Here is an 18,156-nt window from a genome sequence, read left to right on the forward strand (position 1 = left end):
AGTGATAATTTTCGGTCTCGCGTTCGCTTGGGTGATGCCGCCCCACCGCAGAAGACGCGTCGAAAAACTATGGTATGGCTGTCGGTTTCGATACCATATCTCAGTATGGTATCGTCGGCGATGCATACGGCCTCATATGGACGCATGATAAGTGGGCAGATTAAATACACGCGATTTTCGAGCGTGCAGATGGCCTGTGGTCTATTTTGTGGAGGCACCTGGCAGCCCGTAGGGGACGCTAAGTTTCTAGCAAAATCAAGGGGGTTGGGTTGCCCAACCCACGCGAAGACCCCCATTGAAAACATTGGCGAATATCGTGAATTGCCCAACCCAAAAAACGGGGTGGCACAAGAAAACCCCGGCGCGCTGGCGGGCGCAACCGGGGCCGATCTGCTTTCCGAAAAGGAACACCGGAAAGCTAGCCTGAAACGGCCCCACACCGCAAGCGGGAATGGCCTGCGGGGGGAATGGGGCAAGGCCCGCTGGGGCTGGAAACGGGCGATCCGCCGCGACGAACGCTTGAGCAGGGCGGCCAAGCTGATCGGCCTGACCCTGGTTGACGACTTTGCCAACCATGCCACCGGCAGATGCATCCCCTTCGTTGCGACGATCTGTGAGGCAACGGGCGACTCGGAACGCACAGTCCAGCGCGGGCTTGGCGAGCTTGAAGCCTGTGGCTGGATCGTCCGCAGCAAGGGGCATGGGCGCGGGCGACCGTCCGCCATTACCTTCACGGCGGACCCGGCCAAGGGTGCGATCATCCCCGAGAATGTGACCGAAATGGCCGCGCATCAGGACGCGGGCCGGGCGGCTTACACGGCGAAAAGGGTGCCACCGGCGGCACCCCTTCACACCACCAAAAGCGCGAAAGGGGTGCCAGAAATGGCGGAAAAGGGTGCCACCCGTGGCGGGTCTCATAGTGAACCACGAATGAACCAAAATGCGCGGGCGGGCGCGGATGCGCGCGCGAGCGGGGCGGCGCAGCGTCCGGTGACGAACCTGCAAGCGGTTGCGCACCACGGCAGCGACCGGGAAGCCGACTGGAACCGGTGGCTGTCAGGGCGTGGCTATCCGACGCTTGCCGAACTGGGCATGAAGTCCAGCGATGCCCAAGGCCGGGGCTGGGAAGTCCCGTTCAGGCGACCGTCGGGCGGCGGGCACGAACTGCGGATCACTGAACAATACTTCGCATGGGCCATGTCCCGGATGGAGGTGCGCCTTGCTTCGACGGGCTGACAGATTGGCAATGAACGGGCCAGCGCCCGCCATCACCGGCCCGCTTCACTGGCTGCGCGGGTCCTTCGTGGCCCCTTGCTATGCGGGGGGGCGGAGCGCGAGGCTTCAACCTATGCAAGGAAATACAAGGGCTTGAAATGCGGATTGTGACGGAACTGCCGTTGGAAGGTGACGCGCCGGTGCATCGCATCGACGGGGCGGGGCTGTGCAAACTTCTGGCCATCTCGCCTGCCATGCTGACCGAATTGAAGCATCGCGGGCTGGCGGTTCATCACGGGCGGGACGCCTGGAACCTTGAGGAAACCGTGCGGGCCTATGTCACGCATCTGCGCGGCATCGCATCGGGACGCGGCGGCGAGGAACAGGCGCTTAACCTGACCGCCGAGCGCGCGCGGCTGGCCAAGGAACAGGCGGATGCGCAGGCGATCAAGAACGCGGCCCTGCGCGGCGATCTGGTGGCTGCTGTCGAGGTGGAACGGGCATGGGCCGATGCCCTGCGCGGGCTGCGGTCGCGCCTCTTGGCGGTGCCAAGCCGTGTGCGCGCGGCGCAGGGCCATCTGACGGCGGCGGACATCGAGGCGATGGACCGTGAAATCCGCGCCACGCTGACTGATCTGGGGAATGGCCATGACAGCGATTGACCCGATCCTTGCCCGCGCCTTCCGCGCCCTTGTGCCGCCGCCGCGCCTGCGGCTGTCCGACTGGATCGAATCCGCCGTCAGCCTGCCCGATGGCGTCACCGCGCAGCCCGGCCCGGTGCGGCTGTGGCCCTTTCAGCGCGAGATTGCCGACGCCATCGGCGATCCGTTCATCGAGCGGGTGACTCTGGTCAAGCCGGTGCGGGTGGGCTTTACTACGCTGCTGACCTCTGCTGTCGCGTCCTTCGTGGCCAATGAACCGGCGCCGATTCTGTGCCTGCTGCCTGCCGAGGCCGATTGCCGCGATTACATGGTCAGCGACATTGAACCGATCTTTGCCGCATCCCCCACCGTTGCCGCCGCCCTGTCCGATGACCAAGACGAATCCGGGCGCAACACGCTGCTGTCACGGCGCTTTCCCGGCGGTTCGCTGAAAATCGTGGCCGCGAAGGCACCGCGCAACCTGCGCCGGCACAACGCCCGCATCCTGTTCATCGACGAGGCGGACGGCATGGAGGCCACGCAAGAGGGATCGCCGATCCTGCTGGCTGAACGGCGCACCCTGTCATTCCCGGATCGCAAGATCGTCATGGGATCGACCCCGGTGCATGAGGAAACCAGCCATGTCCTGCGCGCCTTTGCGCAATCGGATGCCCGCATCTTCGAGGTGCCTTGCCCGGATTGCGGCGCGCTTTCCGAAATCCTCTGGGATCATATCGTCTGGGACGAGGGTCGGCCGGAATCGGCCCGCTTTCGCTGTCCGCATTGCGGGGCCGAGATCGAGGAACGCCACAAGCCCGGCATGGTCGCGGCGGGCCGCTGGCGGGCCACGCGCCCCGAGGTGCAGGGCCATGCTGGGTTCCGGCTGAACGCGCTGGTGTCGCTTCACGCAAACGCCGCATGGGGCAAGCTGGCGCGCGAGTTTCTGGCGGCAAAGGACGATCCGACCACGCTGCAAACCTTCGTCAACACCATCCTTGGGCAGGGCTGGCGGGCCGAGGGCGAGGAACTGGCCGAGGATGACATGGCCAGCCGGGCCGAGCATTGGGGGCTGAACGCGGTGCCTGCCGAGGCGCTGGCGCTGACGGCGGGCTGCGATGTGCAGCATGACCGGCTGGAACTGACGCTGGTGGGCTGGGGCGAGGGCGGCATGGCCTTCGTGCTGGGCCATCGGGTGATCTGGGGCGCATGGGACGCGCCCGAGACATGGGAAGAACTGGACGATCTGCTGCGCCAGACCTTTCCCCATGCGCTTGGCGGGCGCATCGGGATCGACGCGCTGGCGGTGGATGCGGGCGACGGCACCACCATGAACGCGGTGACGGGCTTTTGCACCCCGCGCACCAGGCGGCGCGTCATGGCGATCAAGGGCGCGGCAGGCAACCGCCCGCTGATCGAGCGCGCCGGGTCCAAGACGCGCACCGGCGCGCGGCTGTGGATCGTGGGGGTGGACACGGCGAAAACGCAGCTGTTCGGGCGGCTGGCACGGGGCGAGGCGATCCGCCTGTCCGCCGATCTGCCACCCGTCTGGTTCGAGCAGGTGGCCAGCGAACGCGCCGTTGTCCGCTATCGTCGCGGCCAGCCGGTTCGGTCCTTCGAGCGCATCCCCGGACGCCGGGCCGAGGCGCTGGATTGTCTGGTCTATGCGATGGCCGCGCGCCAGATCATCAACCCCGACTGGACCGGGCGCCGGGCCGAACTGGCGCAAGAGGCCCCGCCCCCCGTCCGCAAGGCGCCGGTGCTGGCGTCCAGCTGGATGCAACGATGAGATCGGGTGCAGGCCCCGGACCCGCTCCTGGTGTCAAGCCTGCCCGCAAGACGGCGAGTGCGGTCACAACCCCGTCAGCGCGCGGCCCCTGCGCAGGGGCGCGGCGCGCAATTTTAGCAGCTTATCGCTGCAACAGCACGGCTGCCGCTGGATGATCTGGTTTTAGCAACACTCCGGCCTGTTCAGCCTTCAATCGCACATACCCCCGGATCATTTTCTCCGAAAATTCATACCACCCCTGGCGGCTTCCGATAAGGATATTGCCGTGGGTGTCGCGCTTCAAGCTGTTCATTCGGTTATTGAACTTTTGCCGCGTCAGCGGCTCTCTGTTTGTCGCGCGCGATATCGCCTCGTATATCTGAAAAACATCTGTGCTGCGTTTTTTTAGCTCGTGACCATCTGCCATCGCGAAAAGAATAGCACTATAGTTATCATCATATTTCTGAGTCGCCTTCTCGTATGGCCCTCGCGCCTTCATATCCATCGCGTTTGCCGCGTCAGTCATTGCGGCCTCAAATAGCTCTGGCGTTACTTTTCCTTCATTATGTGCATTGAATACCTGCCAGAATAATTTCTCCGAGATAAAATGAACATAGTGCGGGAAGCCGTCGCAGATCATTGCAATTCGGTAAACCGTGTTTTTGTCGATTTCTATACCAAGGGTCTCGGCGGCACCTTCCACGATTTCCATTCTTGCTTCCCATGGAAGTCGCCCAAGGTCAACAACATGGAAGTATCTGTCTGCGCTTGCATGGGCAGACATGAGCGCGTCCGCGCTTTCTGCGATTCCGCATATGATGAAGCACGCTTCAACATGCTTATCAGAGACCTGCTTAATAAGGTTCGCAAAATCTCGCTGAACCTCTTGAGAAGATATCAAGTCGAACTCATCAATGACGAAAACGGGATTTCCGCCAAGCGCCTTAACTAAAAAATCCAGAAGGCGAACGGAGTCATTGACAGATAGCGGCTCTTCAACCTCTTTTTCTTTTTGCGAGATTGATTTCTTTCCCGAAACAGTAAGCCAACTCCAGGAAAAGCCCCCGCCCGCTTCATTGGATTTAGTTGTTTCTGCGATGCGAGGGTCTTTCGACAGAACCTCATCGAAGATATCTTTGATAATTGACTTAAATGTGCTCTGCGGGTCGCAACTTACAAGGATCGGATCGTGACCGGTTGCAATTTTGAACGCGGCAGTTTGGGCGAGTGATGATTTCCCTACACCGCGAAGGCCATGGATCAACACATGTCGCCCAGAGGCATATAAAGCTTGCTCAATACCTGCGAGTTGCTCTGCTCGCCCGCGTAGTAGCTCCTCTGACTGCAAGGGTCGTGCGGGCGAAAGCACTTTGGATAGTGCCTGGCCAAACTCGCGTTGCTCTTGGTTGATGACTGCCCGTAGCGTTTCAAGTCGTGCCAAGTGATCCACCTATTGTTGTGTGCCAATTAGATTACACCCGGCGGATGCCATACAGCAAGAACTGGTCGGGACGGGGTGACAACACCCCTTGACTCGCTATGAGCCTCGATCCAGGGTTGTCGGGATGATACGCCTAAGGATTGGAGAGGCTATGAAGCGCGCTGCCCTTCTGAATTGCACCGGGTTGGGTGCCGAACGGTTCAAGCTTTTGCAACGCGACGACTTGCTGCCGTTCTTCGCAAGCGGCGATGACCGCGTTTCGCGCTGGCAGGATTATACGCTGGACGATGCGTTCCGGCTGCGGTTGATGATGGACCTGATCGACGCCGAAAGCCCGGAAGCCTATCCGACCGGGCTGGGGCCGAGCTTTTCCCGCAGGGTCGTGCAATCCAGCCTTGCCGTGCTGCCTTTAACGGTCGCAGATGCGGCCGCCCAAAGCCCTTCGATTTATATTGCCTATGCGGCCTTCGAGGGGTTACTGAACGATGACACCCCCGACCGCTTCCCCTGCCATTATTGCGGCCCGCTGGCCGATCTGGACGGCTGGATTGCGGGTATCATCGCCAAAGATGGCGACGGCTATCGCAACTTTGCCTGCAAGCGGCTGTTCATGGCCAATGCCACCCGCGCCGCGAACTTCGTGCTGGAACGGGCGCAGGAATTGGGCCTTCCCGAGGCGAACGCATGGGCCTGATGCAGCGCATCACGGGCGCGCTGCTGGGCGGTTCCGGCATCGAGGCCGGGGGCGGCGGGCGGCGCTGGCAGGGGGCTGCGATGCTGGGCAGTCCGCAGCAATCGACCCTTGCCGCGCGTGGGGCCGCGCAGCAACGCGCCGCCGCCCTCTATGTGAACACGCCCTACGGCAACCGCATCGTTGAGGCATGGGTGGCGGCGCTGGTCGGCAAGGGCTGGCAGGCGCGCAGCCAGCACCCGGACGCGGCCACCCGCCGCGCCCTCACCGATGTTTTCGAGAATACGGCGAACCCCGTCCTGCCTGCGCTGGTGCGCGCGCTGGTGCGCGACGGCGAAGCCTTCATCCAGATCATCACCGAACCGGACGGCAATCTGCGCCTGAAACCCATTGCCGCCGACCAGGTGGACCCGCACCTGACCCGCGACCTGGGCAACGGCGCGCGGATCGTCGCGGGCATTGAGTTTGACGCCGCCGACCGCGTGACCGCCTATCACGTCCTTCCCGAGGCGCCGGGCAATCCCTTCGCCATCTATGGCGCCGCCATCCGCATCCCCGCCGCTGACATGATCCATGTCTTTGACGCGCTGTTCCCCGGTCAGGTGCGCGGGCTGTCGTGGCTGGCGCCGGTGCTGCTGAAACTGCGCGACCGCGACGAGGCATCCGACGCGCTGCTGATGCAGATGAAAACCGCCGCGCTGATTACCGGCTTTGTCCGCGACCCCGAGGGCGGCGCGGCAGGCTTTGACGATGGCGCAGGTGCGGGGCAGGTCAATGTCAGCCTTGAACCCGGCGCCATGCGCATCCTGCCGCCCGGTGCTGATGTGACCTTCAGCCAGCCCGGTCCCGGCCTGTCGCAGGCGGTCGAGTTTCTGCGCGCCCAGGACCGCGAAATCGCGGCGGGCGTGGGGCTGACCTTTGAATCGCTGACCGGCGATCTGGGCGAGGCGAATTATTCCAGCGCGCGCGTGGGCCTGCTGGAGTTTCGCCGCCGCGCCGAAATGATGCAGAAAAACCTGATCGAAGGGCTGTTCCTGCGCCCGCTGTGGCGCCGCTGGATCGACACGCGCGCCTTGGCCGGTGCCATCCCATCCGACCCCGCCACGCTGGCCGATTACCGCGCCGTGCGCTTTGTCGCGCCGGGCTGGCAATGGGTGGACCCGGCCAAGGAAGTCACAGCCGAGGTGGCCGCGATCACCGCCGGGCTGAAATCGCGCGAGGAAGTCGTGGCGGGCCGGGGCCGCGACATTGACGAACTGGACGAGGAACGCGCCCGCGACGCCGCGCGCAGCCAGGGGGAAGCCGCATGACCATCCATCTGCGCACCATCACGCCGCGCCCGTCCACGCTGGACGCGCAGGCCCGCACCATCGAGGCCATCGTTTCAACCGGCGCGGAAACCGCGCGCCCCGGCTATCTGGAACGGCTGGACCTGCGCGGCGCGGACCTGTCACGCCTGATCGGCGGGCCGGTGCTGGACGCGCACCGTTCGGCATCGACCCGTGACCAGCTGGGCGTGATCGAGGCTGCCGAGCTGCGCCCCGAGGGGCTTTGGGTCCGCATCCGATTCCGCAGCAACGATGCCGCCCAGGCGGTGCTGTCCGACATTGGCGACGGCACCCTGCGCGGCCTGTCCATCGGCTATTCCGTGGCCGAATGGCAGGACACGCGCGAAGGCGACCGCCGCATCCGCACCGCAAAACGCTGGACCCCGCTTGAGGTGTCCATTGTCCCCGTCCCGGCCGATCCGGGCGCCCATTTCCGTCATGGAGAACATCAAATGGAAGCCGACGACATCACGGCGGAAACCCCGCACACCCCCACCCTGACTCGGGCGCAGATGAACGTGGAAATCCGCAGCATCGCCGCCACCGCCGGGCTGGACACCGCATGGAGCGATGGCCAGATCGACGCCGAGGCCACGCCCGACGCCGCGCGCACCGCCGCCTTCGCGGCCATGCAGTCGCGTAGCGCGCAGACCGCGACCCGCACCACGCGGGCCACGATCACCGCCGATCACACCGACCCGGCCCTGATCGCCGCGCGGGCGGGCGAGGCGCTTTATGCCCGGTCGCACCCGGACCATCAGCTGTCCGAACCGGCGCGGCCCTTTGCCCATATGTCGCTGGTCGATCACGCCCGCGCCAGCCTGCAACGGGCGGGCCTGTCCACCACCGGGATGTCATTGGACACGATCATCACCCGCGCCACGGCGGGCATCGGCTATCACTCGACTTCCGACTTCCCGACGATCATGGGCGAGGCCGTCAACCGCGAGCTGCGCCGCGCCTATCAGGCCGCGCCGTCCGGGATGCGTCAGGTGGCCCGGCAAAGCACCATCCGCGACTTTCGCGCGAAAAGCGCCATCGCGCTTGGCGGGTTGTCGCAGCTGACCAAGGTGGCCGAGGGTGGCGAATACACCTACGGCACCATCAAGGAAGGCCGCGAATCCTACCGGCTGGAAACCTTTGGCAAGATTTTCGCCATCACCCGGCAGGCGCTGGTGAATGACGATCTGGGCGCCTTCACCGCCATTCCCGCCAGGCTGGGCGCAGCCGCGCGCGCCTTCGAGGCCGCGCAGCTGGCGGCGATCCTGATGGCCAACCCGACCATGGCGGACGGCAAAGCGGTGTTCCACGCCGATCATGGCAACATGAAAACGGCGGGCGCCAGCCTTGAGGATGACCTTTCCGCCGCCCGTCTGGCGATGCGCAAGCAGACCGGCCTGTCGGGCGATCTGATCGACGTGACGCCGCGCTTTGTCGTGGTGCCGCCCGATCTGGAAACCGCGATGGAAAAGGCGCTGACCGCCGTGCAGGCGGGCAAGACGGCGGACGCCAACCCCTTCGCCAAGCTGACGCTGGTGGTGGACCCGCGCCTGACGCCCGGCACCCGCTGGTATGTCGCGGCGGACCCGGCCCTTATCGACGGGCTGGAATATGCCTATCTGGAGGGCGCCCCCGGCCCGCAGGTCGAGACGAAAACCGGCTTCGAGGTGGACGGGGTCCAGATGAAGGTGCGGCTGGACTTTGGCTGCGGCTGGATCGACCACCGCGGCTGGTTCCGGGTGGGCTGACATGGGCATCGGCACCGACGAGCTGGCCCGCCTGCGCGACGAGCTGATCCGCGCCCGCGCGCGCGGCATCCGAACGCTGGAATACGACGCCAAGCGCATCACCTATACCAGCGACGCGGAAATGGCCGCAGCCATCGCCGATCTGGACCGCCGCATCACCAACGCAACCGCGCGGGGGGCTTCCCCCCGCACGGTCAGCTTTGCAAGCTCGAAAGGGGTGTGAGGAAATGGGAAATCGTCGTGCGGCAATCAAGCAAGATGATCTGGACCGCTACGCCAAAGCTATGCAGCGGGCCGGCGTCACGGACTGGCAACTGGAAGTCGAAAACGCGGACGGCACTCGACACCGGCTGACCGTTAGCGATCAAGACGCGCCGAAGTCCCCGAAAGGACCGAATCCTTGTGACCGGCTGTTGAATGGGTAAGCGCAAAAATCCCTTTCCCGGTGTCAGCCGGGCAGAAAGCCGCCATGGCAAGGGCCAGTGGCGGCTGCGCCGCACGATCAAGGGGCGGAAGATCGACTGTTACTTGCCCGGCCCCTATGGCAGCGCCGAGTTTCGCGCCGCATATGAGGCCGAGATTGAGGGCGTCCGTATTCTGAAACCAGTTTCCAAGGTTGGAACGGTCGATTGGCTGATCGAGCATTACCTTGCAAGTGTTAGATACAAGAACCTGTCCGACATTCGGAAAAAAACTCTTCGCGGGCAGTTGGACTGGCTGCGAAAGCAGGCTGGCGATCTTCCTTTTGAGCAAATGGAAACTGCGCATATTGAAGCGCTTGCGAGCCGCGAAGAGGGCGCTACGGCTGCGAATCAGATCGTGAAGATAATGTCACTTCTGTTCAATTATGCCATCAAATACCGGCTGCGCGGCGTCACTTTCAATCCGGCGAAGTATGCGGAAAGGCGCAAGACAAGCGGCGCCGGGTATCATACCTGGACCGAAGCCGAGATCGGAAAGTTTCTGGCCGTTCATCCGGCAGGATCAAAGGCGAGACTGGCCATGTTGCTATTCCTCTGCACCGGCGCAGCGCGTCAGGATGCTGCGAAAATGGGCTGGCAGAATGTGAAGGCGGGACGCATCGAGTATTCACGCGGCAAGACAGGGCAAGGCGCTGACCTGCCGATCTTGCCCGAGTTGGCCGAAGAGCTGGCGCAGGTTCCCCAAGACCGCCTTTTGTTTCTCTGCCACGGGGATAGGGACCGCCCTTATAAGCCCGCGACACTTGGGAACTGGTTCAAGGACCAATGCAAGGCGGCGGGGCTGGATCACTGTTCAGCACATGGGCTGCGAAAGGCTGGCGCAACCCGACTGGCCGAACACGGCGCGACTGAATACGAGGTGATGAGCTTCCTTGCGCACACCACGCCCAAGGAGGCCGCGACCTATGTCAAAGCGGCAGGCCGGGGAAGGCTTGCGGATAGCGGGATGGGTAAGCTGCCACGGCTCAAAACCGGAACGAATGTGTCCAACCTAAGCGAAAGGTTGGGCAAATAGGCCATGCAACATGCTGTTATTATGGAGAAAACAAGATGAAGTGGCAGCCCGTAGGGGAATCGAACCCCTCTTTCCAGGTTGAAAACCTGGTGTCCTAACCGATAGACGAACGGGCCACTCTGGCGCGGTGCAAGGCTGTCTGCCCTGCGGCGTGGAGCGGTGTTTAGGCCAGCGACGCGGGGGGCGCAAGGGGTTTTTTCGCCCGCGTCGCATCTTTTTTCGAAAACCCCGCCAAGCCGTTGATTTCAGGCCTCGGCGGCGTCGTCCAGCCGCAGGCGCGCGCGTTCGCGACCGCCCCAGCTGGTGCGTTCCAGCTTGCCGGCAAAGTGGAACCGCCGTCCGCGCGATTCCAGCAGGCCCGGTCCCAGCGGCCCGGCCATGGCGTTCCAGCTGACCGCCTCGAGCGCGGCGCCGTTATCATCGCGAAAGCGCAGCCGCAGATGGCCGTCGCCCATGGTCGAGACGCTGTCAAGGATCTGCCCCGCAAAGGCAAAGCGCGGCGCCGGGGCGGCCTGACCGAAGGGGCCTGCGCGGTCCAGCATATCCATCAGGTCCAGATCCGCCGCCGCCGGCGACAGCAGGCCCGAGATGCGCAGGCTGCCGCGATTGCTGCGCGCCGCCAGCGCCGGGGCCAGCAGTTCGGACAGGCGGGCCATGGCATCGGGCAGGCGGGCCTGCGCGACCGTCAGGCCGGCGGCCATGGCGTGACCGCCGCCCTTCAGCAACAGCCCCTCTTGCGCCAGCCGGTGAATGGCATGGCCCAGATCGACACCGGCGACCGAACGCGCGCTGCCCTTGCCGATGCCGTTTTCCAGCCCGATTACGACCGAGGGCAGGTCGGTTGCCTCTTTGATGCGGGCGGCGACGATGCCGACCACGCCGGGGTGCCAGCCATCGCCCGCCGCCCATGACAGGGCGGGGTCGGCGCGGGCCTCGACCTGGGCTGCGGCCTCGGCGCGGACGGCTGCCTCGATGGCACGGCGGTCGCGGTTCAGTTCGTCCAGCTCTTGCGCCAGTTTGCGCGCCAGCTCGGGGTCGGTGGTGGACAGACAGCGCGCCCCCAGATCGGCCCGGCCCACGCGGCCCCCGGCATTGATGCGCGGCCCCAGCATGAAGCCAAGGTGAAAGGCCGTGGGCGCCGCATCCAGCCGTGCCACATCCGACAGCGCCACCAGACCGGGGCGGTCGCGGCGGGCCATGATCACCAGCCCCTGCCGCACAAAGGCACGGTTTACCCCGACCAGCGGCGCAACATCGGCCACGGTCGCCAGCGCCACAAGGTCCAGCAACCCGACCAGATCGGGCTGTGCGCCGCCTTGGGTGCGCAGCTGGCGGTTGGCCTCGACCAGCGTCAGAAACACCACGCCAGCGGCGCAAAGATGGCCCAGATCGCCGGTTTCGTCCTGCCGGTTGGGGTTCACCACCGCCAGCGCGGGGGGCAGGGTTTCGCCGCCAAGGTGGTGGTCCAGCACGATCACATCGGTCTGGCCTGCCGCCGCCAGCGCGTCATGAGACAGGGTGCCGCAATCGACACAGATGATCAGGTCGTGGTCCTGCGCCAGGGCCGCGATGGCCGGGGCGTTGGGACCATAGCCCTCGTCGATGCGGTCGGGGATATACAGCGTGGCGGTCTGGCCCAATTGCCGCAGCCAGTCGATCAGCAGCGCGGCCGAGGCCCCGCCATCGACATCGTAATCGGCAAAGATCGCGATCCGTTGGCCGGTGCCGGCGGCCTGAACCAGCCGCGCGGCGGCAATATCCATGTCGCGCAGGCGGCGCGGGTCGGGCAGCAGGTCGCGCAGCTTCGGGTCCAGATGCGGCAGGGCATCGGGCGCGGCCACCCCGCGTTCGGCCAGAATGCGGGCGATGGGCAGGGGCAGGGCGGTCTGCTGGGTCAGGGCTTCGGCCTGACGCTCGGTCGCGGTGTCGGGACCGGTCCAGCGCTTGCCGGACAGCGATGAGGTGACATCAAGAAAGGCGCTCATGCCCGGTGTTTGGGCCAAGCCCCGCATGGGCGCAAGCCGAAACGCATCAAAAAAGGGGGCGTCGCCGCCCCCTTCCGGTTGCCGTGCCCGCGCGCCTCAGCGCAGCGGGTTACGATAGGTCATGCGCCGCACCGACCCGGTCTTGGACCGCATCAGGATGGTTTCGGTCTCCTGATAGCTGGGGCGGCGCTTGACGCCCTGCACGATCGAGCCATTGGTGACGCCGGTGGCGGCAAAGATCACGTCGGCGGTGACCATCTCGTCGCGGGAATAGATGCGGTTCAGGTCGGTGATGCCGGCCTTCGCGGCGCGGCCCCGTTCGTCATCATTGCGGAACAACAGCCGGCCCCACATCTGCCCGCCCATGCATTTCAGCGCCGAGGCCGCCAGAACGCCCTCGGGTGCGCCCCCCGAACCCATATACATGTCGATGCCGGTCAGGTGCGATTCGGCACAGTGAATGACGCCAGCCACATCGCCATCGGTGATCAGCCGGATCGCGGCCCCGGTTTCGCGCACCTCGGCGATCAGGTCTTCGTGGCGGGGGCGTTCAAGGATGCAGACGGTGATGTCGCTGTCGGCCACGCCGCGCGCCCTGGCCAGCGCCCGGACGCGTTCGGCGGGCGGCATGTCAAGGCTGACCACATCGGTCGGATAGCCCGGCCCGATGGCCAGCTTGTCCATATACACATCAGGCGCGTGCAACAGCGTGCCACGCGGCGCCATGGCGATGACGGTCAGGGCGTTGGGCATATCCTTGGCGGTCAGGGTGGTGCCCTCAAGCGGGTCCAGCGCAATGTCGACCTCGGGGCCGTTGCCGGTGCCGACCTCTTCACCGATGAACAGCATCGGGGCTTCGTCGCGCTCGCCCTCGCCGATGACGACGACGCCCTTGATGTCCAGCATGTTCAGCTGGTCACGCATGGCGTTCACGGCGGCCTGATCGGCGGCCTTTTCATCGCCGCGCCCGATCAGGCGGGCCGAGGCATGGGCCGCGGCCTCGCTGACGCGGGCAAGGCCAAGGGACAACATGCGGTCGTTGAAATCGGTGGGGGCGCTCATCGGGTGTTCCTCGTGACGGTTACTGGCAGGCTTGTAAAAGCCCGCATCCGCCGGAACAAGCCTGCGCGCGCTAACATCCTAATCGTCAGGCAGATCCAGATCAAGTGCCAGCGCGTGGATGCGGCTGGTCAAATCGCCAAGCAGCCCGTGGATCAGCCGGTGACGTTGCAGCCGGGTCAGGTCGCGAAACGCCTCGGCGCGGGCGATGATGCGGAAATGCGTCTGCCCGCCCTCGCGCCAGCCGCCATGGCCGCGATGCTGTTCGCTGTCGTCAATGACCTCCAGCCGGGTGGCGTGCAGGCTGGCCAGCCTGTCGCGGATTTCCTCGGCAATCATTCGCGCACCCCCCTTTCATGTTGCGTCGAATAGCTTAAACTGCCGGTCCCGACTCGGAAAGGGTGATCGCATGAGTTTCGACCCGCTCGATTTTGATATTTCAGCGGCCAAGGACAAGAAGCGCCGCAACAAGGGGCGGCGCGGCATGTCCGGCGCGTTCGAGACCTCGACCCGCATCTGCGACAAGGAAGGCTGCAACAAGCCGGCCCAGTATCGCGCGCCCAAATCCCCCAAGGCGCTGGATGATTATTACTGGTTCTGCAAGGACCATGTGCGCGAATACAACCTGAACTGGAACTATTTCCAAGGCCAGTCCGAGGCCGAGTTTCAGGAATTTCTGGACAATGCGACGGTGTGGGAACGCCCGACCAAGCCGTTTGGCAAATCGGCACGCGAACAGGCCTGGGCGCGTCACGGGGTCGAGGACCCGCTTGAAATTCTGGGCGAAAACGGCACCCGCGTCGAACACCGGGTGAAAAGCACCCGCAAACTGCCCCCGACCGAGCGTCGCGCGCTTGAAATCCTCGAGGCCTCCGACAGCTGGACCAAGGCCGAGATCCGCAAGCAATACAAAGCGCTGGTCAAGGTCCTGCACCCTGACATGAATGGCGGCGACCGATCGGACGAGGACCGCCTGCAAGAGGTCGTTTGGGCCTGGGATCAGGTCAAGGACAGCCGCTATTTCAAGGACTGATCGCCGCGGTTTTCGTGCCGCAGTTGCGGGTTTCGCCTTGGTCCAAATATCCACTGCGCCGGGCTGACCTGCCACCCGGCGTCGCGGTTGTAAAAAAGGCCCGCCGGAATGGCGGGCCGTGGTCGTTAAAGGGCTGCTTTCAGCGCGGCGGCCAGATCGGTGCGTTCCCAGCTGAAGCCGCCATCATCCTCGGGCTGGCGCCCGAAATGGCCATAAGCCGCGGTGCGCCGGTAAATCGGTTTGCACAGATCCAGATGTTCGCGGATGCCGCGCGGGGTCAGGTCCATCGACTGTGTCACCGCGCGCTCGATCTCGGCCTCGGGGACGGCACCGGTGCCGAAAGTGTCGGCATAGATCGACAGCGGCTTGGCCACCCCAATGGCATAGGACAGCTGGATCACACAGCGTTTCGCCAGCCCCGCCGCCACCACGTTCTTGGCCAGATAGCGCGCGGCATAGGCGGCCGAGCGGTCGACCTTGGTCGGGTCCTTGCCCGAAAACGCGCCGCCCCCATGCGGGGCCGACCCGCCATAGGTGTCGACAATGATCTTGCGCCCGGTCAGCCCGGCATCGCCATCCGGCCCGCCAATGACGAATTTGCCGGTCGGGTTGATCCACCATTCGGTGTTTTCGGTCAGCCATTCGGCAGGCAGAACCTTGCGGATATAGGGTTCCACAATCGCGCGGATATCGTCGCTGGTCTGGCTGTCGTCATGGTGCTGATGCGACAGCACAAGCTGGGTGACCTCGACCGGTTTGCCATCTTCATAGCGCAGCGAAAGCTGGGTCTTGGCATCCGGTCCCAGCGTCGGCTCTTGCCCGGCCTTGCGGGCGGCGGCCAGCGCGCGCAGGATGGCGTGGCTGTACTGGATCGGCGCCGGCATCAGTTCGGGCGTTTCATCGACGGCATAGCCGAACATGATGCCCTGATCGCCCGCGCCGTCGCGGTCGACGCCCTGGCTGATATGGGCCGATTGTTCATGCAGAAAGTTCAGCACATGGCATGTGTTCCAGTGGAACTGGTCCTGCTCATACCCGATATCGCGGATCACGTCGCGGGCGATCTGCTGGATACCGCCCATGTGGTGGCGCATCCGGGCCGGGTCGGACAGGCCGACTTCGCCCCCGATCACCACCATCCCCGAGGTCGCGAATGCCTCGCAGGCGACGCGGGCATTGGCATCCTCGGTCAGGAAAGCGTCCAGAACCGCGTCCGAGATCTGGTCGCAGACCTTGTCGGGGTGCCCCTCGGAAACCGATTCCGAGGTGAAGACATAGTTTCGGCGTGTCATGAAATGCTCCATTATCCAAGGCTGAACCGCCACGCCAGGAAGCCGTTGTGACGGTCGAATGGACCGGCCCTAGACCCCGCTGACGCACAAGTCAATACCACCTGCGGGTTGAGGAACCGTTAACGCCGGCGGCCAATCGCCGCGATTATCAGCGCCGCCAGCGCCATGACCAGCAGCGCCGGCGCATCGCCAAACCGCATCCACGGTGTCGGCGCAAGCGCGGCGGGCAGGGCGGTGTCGATAAAGCCCTGCCGGTCCAGCCCAAGTTCGGCGCGGATCTGGCCATGGGCGTCGATGACCGCGCTGATGCCGGTATTGGCGACGCGAATGACCGGCAGGCCGCTTTCGATGGCGCGCAGCCGCGCCTGTGCCAGATGCTGCCACGGCCCGGACTGATGGCCGAACCAGCTGTCATTGGTGATTTGCAGCAACCAGCCGGGGCGGGCGACATCGCGCAGGACCTGCGGAAAGATCGCCTCGTAACAGATCAGCGGTTGCAGGTCGGGCAGACCCGGCACCGACAGGGTCGCAGGGCCGGGACCGGCGGCATAGCCATGCCCCTGCTGCGCGGCAAAGGCGGTGATGCCGAACTGCGCCAGCACATCGCCCCAAGGGATATATTCACCAAAGGGCACCAGATGCGCCTTGTCATACAGCGCAGCGACCTGTCCGCCCCGCGCGATCAGGGCAAGGCTGTTGAAATAGGCGGCCCCCTCGCGCCGCTGAATGCCGGTCAGCACCGGCGCCCCGGCGGCGCGGGTGAACTGGTCCAGCACCGGGCCTGCGTCGTTCAGCAAAAAGCTGACAGCGGTTTCGGGCCAGATCACCAGGTCGGGGCGCGGCTGGCCGTGGGCCGGGGCGGCGGCGGAAAGGTCCAGCAACCGCTGGTAAAACACGCCTGCCCAATACGGGTCCCATTTCAGCGCCTGAACCGCGTTGGGCTGAACCAGCCGCAGCCGCGCCGGGTGATCGGCGGGCAGGGGGGCGGACAACATCTGTTGCCCCGCCACCCATGCCGCCAGCACCAGCCCCGCCGCCAGCCCGCTGCCGGTCAGGCCCACACCCGCCAGCCGCAAGCGCCCCGGCAGCGCGCAGGCCAGCGCCACCACCCCCGAGGTCAGCATCACCAGCCCCAGCGCGCCCCCCCATGCCGCCAGTTGCGCCACCGGGGTGCCGATCCAGATATGCCCGGTCTGCGCCCATGGCAGGCCGGTAAAGACCCAGCCCCGCAGCCATTCCGCCACCGCCAGCCCCAGCGCAAAACCCGCCGCCCGCAGCGCCCGGCCCCGCAACAGCCGCCCGGCCAGCACCGCGGGAATGGCCCAGAACACCGCCCCGCCCGCCGCCATCAGGGCCAGCGCGAAAGGTGCCATCCAGCCATAAATCTGGGGCTGCACGAAAAACGGTTCAGTGATCCAGCTCAGGGCCAGCCCGAAATAGCCAAGCCCCAGTGCGAATCCGTGCATCAGCGCCATTCGTGCGCTGCCAGCTGCGGCAATGCGGGCGGTGGCAAAGGCCAGCGCCAGCGGCGTCAGCGCCCACATCCCCCAGGGCGCCTGCCCCAGCGCGGCGATCAGCCCCAGCGCCAGATCGGCGGCAGGCACGGTCACAAGGAAACGCAGCAAGCGGGTCATGCGGATCACCTGACAGGGGCGCGAAACGGGGGATGGCGGGAGGGGGGGAATGAAAAACCGCGCAGGCGAACCCGCGCGGTTTCAAAGCGGGACCGGAAAGCAGAACCGGCATGGCCCGGTGCCGGGCCGCCCGCGATCATTCCGGGGTCGCATCCCCATTGGCCGGCGGCGCCGCCTGATCCGCGACCGGTGCGGCCTGTGCATCGGCGCTGGCGCTGTCCGCCGGGGCCTCGGCCGTTTTGGGCTTGCGGGTGCGGCGGGCGCGGGGCTTCGGCGCGGGTTTGGCCGCCGCTGCGTCCTGTGCTGTCGCGTCGCTGGCCGGGGCGTCGGGCTGTCTGTCTGTGCCATCGCTGCTGGCCACTGTCGCCGCTTCGGGGGCCTCGGCCACGGGTTTTTTCGCCCGGCTGGCACGCTTGCGCACCGGCTTCTTGGGGGTTTCGGCGGCCTCGGGTTGGGCATCCGGTGCCGCATCAGACACGGCATCCGCAGCCGGGGCGTCAGGTTGGGCTGGCGCGTCCCCGGCGGCCTTGGGTGCGGCATCCGCTGCGGGTTTTTTGGCCCGGCTGGCGCGTTTGCGCACGGGTTTTTTGGCCGCAACCTCGGGGGTATCCTGAAGCGCCTTTTCGGTTTCGGGCTGCTCCGCGCCCTCGGGGGCGGTGGCCGCCTCGGGCTGGTCCGCATCCTGTGCCGCCACGGGGGCGGCGGGGCTTTCGGCCTCGGCCTCGGGCTTGCGGCGGCGGGTGCGGCTGCGCTTGCGCGGGGTCGCGTCCGGGGTAGGTGCTGCGGGCTGGCCGGCATCGGTGGCGGGCGTGGCCTCGTCGGTGGTG

At 65.5% G+C, this 18,156-nt stretch carries 15 protein-coding genes, 1 tRNA gene and 1 riboswitch; of the genes, 9 read left to right on the plus strand and 7 right to left on the minus strand.

Translation table 11 applies throughout. The annotated features are described in order from the left end of the window. Nucleotides 1-264: 264 nt before the first annotated feature. The 3 genes from ACFXP9_RS01450 (at nucleotide 265) to ACFXP9_RS01460 (ending at nucleotide 3,642) form a co-directional block, all read left to right on the plus strand. On the plus strand, nucleotides 265-1,236 hold the full coding sequence (locus ACFXP9_RS01450; RefSeq protein ID WP_397207985.1) for a helix-turn-helix domain-containing protein: 972 nt from the start codon (nucleotides 265-267) through the stop codon (nucleotides 1,234-1,236). Between the two features lie 137 nt (nucleotides 1,237-1,373). Beyond that, nucleotides 1,374-1,877 carry a DNA packaging protein gene (locus ACFXP9_RS01455; protein ID WP_397207987.1) on the plus strand — a complete coding sequence of 168 codons (504 nt, stop codon included), beginning with the start codon at nucleotides 1,374-1,376 and terminating at the stop codon, nucleotides 1,875-1,877. Beyond that, on the plus strand, nucleotides 1,864-3,642 hold the full coding sequence (locus tag ACFXP9_RS01460; protein ID WP_397207989.1) for a phage terminase large subunit family protein: 1,779 nt from the start codon (nucleotides 1,864-1,866) through the stop codon (nucleotides 3,640-3,642). The genes ACFXP9_RS01455 and ACFXP9_RS01460 overlap by 14 nt, the downstream gene beginning before the upstream one ends. 121 nt (nucleotides 3,643-3,763) lie before the next feature. Here the strand turns inward: ACFXP9_RS01460 and ACFXP9_RS01465 are convergent, their stop codons facing one another. Next, complete coding sequence (locus ACFXP9_RS01465) at nucleotides 3,764-5,062, minus strand: ATP-binding protein (protein WP_397207991.1); 1,299 nt, start codon at nucleotides 5,060-5,062, stop codon at nucleotides 3,764-3,766. A gap of 151 nt (nucleotides 5,063-5,213) precedes the next feature. Here ACFXP9_RS01465 and ACFXP9_RS01470 point away from each other — a divergent pair, with 151 nt between their 5' ends. The 5 genes from ACFXP9_RS01470 to ACFXP9_RS01490 all read left to right on the plus strand — a co-directional run bounded on the left by ACFXP9_RS01470 (nucleotide 5,214) and on the right by ACFXP9_RS01490 (nucleotide 10,326). After that, nucleotides 5,214-5,756, plus strand: coding sequence for a hypothetical protein (locus tag ACFXP9_RS01470; RefSeq protein WP_397207993.1), 543 nt, complete (start codon nucleotides 5,214-5,216; stop codon nucleotides 5,754-5,756). Then, nucleotides 5,747-7,063, plus strand: coding sequence for a phage portal protein (locus ACFXP9_RS01475; protein WP_397207995.1), 1,317 nt, complete (start codon nucleotides 5,747-5,749; stop codon nucleotides 7,061-7,063). Before ACFXP9_RS01470 ends, ACFXP9_RS01475 begins: the two co-directional genes overlap by 10 nt. Then, nucleotides 7,060-8,829, plus strand: coding sequence for a prohead protease/major capsid protein fusion protein (locus tag ACFXP9_RS01480; protein WP_397209924.1), 1,770 nt, complete (start codon nucleotides 7,060-7,062; stop codon nucleotides 8,827-8,829). The genes ACFXP9_RS01475 and ACFXP9_RS01480 overlap by 4 nt, the downstream gene beginning before the upstream one ends. 1 nt (nucleotide 8,830) lies before the next feature. Continuing rightward, nucleotides 8,831-9,052 (plus strand): phage head-tail joining protein, encoded by a 222-nt coding sequence (locus tag ACFXP9_RS01485; RefSeq protein WP_397207999.1) that lies wholly within the window; start codon nucleotides 8,831-8,833, stop codon nucleotides 9,050-9,052. A gap of 194 nt (nucleotides 9,053-9,246) precedes the next feature. Continuing rightward, the gene (locus ACFXP9_RS01490) at nucleotides 9,247-10,326 is read left to right on the plus strand and encodes a tyrosine-type recombinase/integrase (protein WP_397208001.1); all 1,080 of its coding nucleotides are present in this window, start codon (nucleotides 9,247-9,249) and stop codon (nucleotides 10,324-10,326) included. Nucleotides 10,327-10,367: 41 nt separating this feature from the next. On the opposite strand, the gene ACFXP9_RS01495 is transcribed toward ACFXP9_RS01490, so the two are convergent. From ACFXP9_RS01495 to ACFXP9_RS01510, 4 genes are all read right to left on the minus strand, one after another. After that, a tRNA-Glu gene (locus ACFXP9_RS01495) sits at nucleotides 10,368-10,442 on the minus strand. Nucleotides 10,443-10,571: 129 nt separating this feature from the next. Further along, complete coding sequence (gene recJ, locus ACFXP9_RS01500; RefSeq protein ID WP_397208003.1) at nucleotides 10,572-12,311, minus strand: single-stranded-DNA-specific exonuclease RecJ; 1,740 nt, start codon at nucleotides 12,309-12,311, stop codon at nucleotides 10,572-10,574. Between the two features lie 96 nt (nucleotides 12,312-12,407). Continuing rightward, nucleotides 12,408-13,373, minus strand: a complete 966-nt coding sequence (gene glpX, locus ACFXP9_RS01505; RefSeq protein WP_397208005.1) for a class II fructose-bisphosphatase — start codon at nucleotides 13,371-13,373, stop codon at nucleotides 12,408-12,410. Nucleotides 13,374-13,451: 78 nt separating this feature from the next. Then, on the minus strand, nucleotides 13,452-13,709 hold the full coding sequence (locus tag ACFXP9_RS01510; RefSeq protein ID WP_397208007.1) for a BolA family protein: 258 nt from the start codon (nucleotides 13,707-13,709) through the stop codon (nucleotides 13,452-13,454). A 70-nt stretch (nucleotides 13,710-13,779) separates the two neighbouring features. Here ACFXP9_RS01510 and ACFXP9_RS01515 point away from each other — a divergent pair, with 70 nt between their 5' ends. Then, on the plus strand, nucleotides 13,780-14,403 hold the full coding sequence (locus ACFXP9_RS01515; RefSeq protein WP_397208009.1) for a DnaJ domain-containing protein: 624 nt from the start codon (nucleotides 13,780-13,782) through the stop codon (nucleotides 14,401-14,403). 125 nt (nucleotides 14,404-14,528) lie between these two features. Here ACFXP9_RS01515 and metK read toward each other — a convergent pair whose 3' ends face one another. Continuing rightward, nucleotides 14,529-15,695, minus strand: a complete 1,167-nt coding sequence (gene metK / locus ACFXP9_RS01520) for a methionine adenosyltransferase (protein WP_397208010.1) — start codon at nucleotides 15,693-15,695, stop codon at nucleotides 14,529-14,531. A 4-nt stretch (nucleotides 15,696-15,699) separates the two neighbouring features. Beyond that, nucleotides 15,700-15,752: riboswitch (SAM-SAH riboswitch) on the minus strand. A gap of 62 nt (nucleotides 15,753-15,814) precedes the next feature. Beyond that, nucleotides 15,815-17,329 (minus strand): apolipoprotein N-acyltransferase, encoded by a 1,515-nt coding sequence (lnt, locus tag ACFXP9_RS01525; protein ID WP_397208012.1) that lies wholly within the window; start codon nucleotides 17,327-17,329, stop codon nucleotides 15,815-15,817. Nucleotides 17,330-18,156: the final 827 nt, after the last annotated feature.

This window comes from Paracoccus jiaweipingae, from assembly GCF_044335505.1.
GTDB lineage: Bacteria > Pseudomonadota > Alphaproteobacteria > Rhodobacterales > Rhodobacteraceae > Paracoccus.

What these genes read in the sequence shown, in the direction of transcription:
- ACFXP9_RS01455 (WP_397207987.1), top strand. Translation starts at nt 1,374, where the DNA reads ATGCGGATTGTGACGGAACTGCCGTTGGAAGGTGACGCGCCGGTGCAT.
- ACFXP9_RS01460 (WP_397207989.1), top strand. Translation starts at nt 1,864, where the DNA reads ATGACAGCGATTGACCCGATCCTTGCCCGCGCCTTCCGCGCCCTTGTG.
- ACFXP9_RS01470 (WP_397207993.1), top strand. Translation starts at nt 5,214, where the DNA reads ATGAAGCGCGCTGCCCTTCTGAATTGCACCGGGTTGGGTGCCGAACGG.
- ACFXP9_RS01475 (WP_397207995.1), top strand. Translation starts at nt 5,747, where the DNA reads ATGGGCCTGATGCAGCGCATCACGGGCGCGCTGCTGGGCGGTTCCGGC.
- ACFXP9_RS01480 (WP_397209924.1), top strand. Translation starts at nt 7,060, where the DNA reads ATGACCATCCATCTGCGCACCATCACGCCGCGCCCGTCCACGCTGGAC.
- ACFXP9_RS01485 (WP_397207999.1), top strand. Translation starts at nt 8,831, where the DNA reads ATGGGCATCGGCACCGACGAGCTGGCCCGCCTGCGCGACGAGCTGATC.
- ACFXP9_RS01490 (WP_397208001.1), top strand. Translation starts at nt 9,247, where the DNA reads ATGGGTAAGCGCAAAAATCCCTTTCCCGGTGTCAGCCGGGCAGAAAGC.
- recJ (WP_397208003.1), bottom strand. Translation starts at nt 12,311, where the DNA reads ATGAGCGCCTTTCTTGATGTCACCTCATCGCTGTCCGGCAAGCGCTGG.
- glpX (WP_397208005.1), bottom strand. Translation starts at nt 13,373, where the DNA reads ATGAGCGCCCCCACCGATTTCAACGACCGCATGTTGTCCCTTGGCCTT.
- ACFXP9_RS01510 (WP_397208007.1), bottom strand. Translation starts at nt 13,709, where the DNA reads ATGATTGCCGAGGAAATCCGCGACAGGCTGGCCAGCCTGCACGCCACC.
- ACFXP9_RS01515 (WP_397208009.1), top strand. Translation starts at nt 13,780, where the DNA reads ATGAGTTTCGACCCGCTCGATTTTGATATTTCAGCGGCCAAGGACAAG.
- metK (WP_397208010.1), bottom strand. Translation starts at nt 15,695, where the DNA reads ATGACACGCCGAAACTATGTCTTCACCTCGGAATCGGTTTCCGAGGGG.
- lnt (WP_397208012.1), bottom strand. Translation starts at nt 17,329, where the DNA reads ATGACCCGCTTGCTGCGTTTCCTTGTGACCGTGCCTGCCGCCGATCTG.